We start from the raw sequence: 456 nt of genomic DNA, 5'->3' as shown, positions 1-456 counted from the left end.
CAAGCCGATCACCGAAGATGATCTCTTCTACTACATCTACGGCATCCTTCATTCTGAGGATTACCGAACGCGCTACGCCAACAATCTGATGAAGGAGCTGCCGCGCATTCCGCGTGTCGCCACCTACGAGCAGTTCATGGCCTTTGTCGAGGCCGGTCAGGAGCTCGCCCGGTTGCATGTGCATTTTGAAGATGTTGCGCCATACGCCGGCGTCAAATTTGAGTACACGAAGGTCGGACAGCCGTCCTACCGCGTGACGCAGATGAAGTGGGGCAAGATCAAGGGAAAGACCGGCAATGCGGCCAAGGACAAGACCACGCTAATCTACAACGATTGGATCACCGTGAAGAACATCCCGCTTGAAGCGCAGGAGTATGTCGTCAACAAGAAGTCGGCGCTCGACTGGGTGGTGGAACGCGCTTGCGTCAGCATCGACAAAGCTTCCGGCATCGTGAA

Annotated in this window: 1 protein-coding gene; it reads left to right on the top strand. The window is 55.5% G+C overall.

Annotation, left to right across the window (positions count from 1 at the left end; all coding sequences use genetic code 11):
* Window positions 1-456: type ISP restriction/modification enzyme (locus H6A60_RS12575; protein WP_205105159.1), on the top strand; the 456-nt coding region annotated here is incomplete at both ends.

The sequence above is a fragment of the Sutterella massiliensis genome (assembly GCF_016899755.1).
Lineage (GTDB): Bacteria > Pseudomonadota > Gammaproteobacteria > Burkholderiales > Burkholderiaceae_F > Sutterella > Sutterella massiliensis.
Note: the sequence above shows the minus strand (reverse complement) of the source record. Positions and strands in the feature narration are given on the sequence as shown.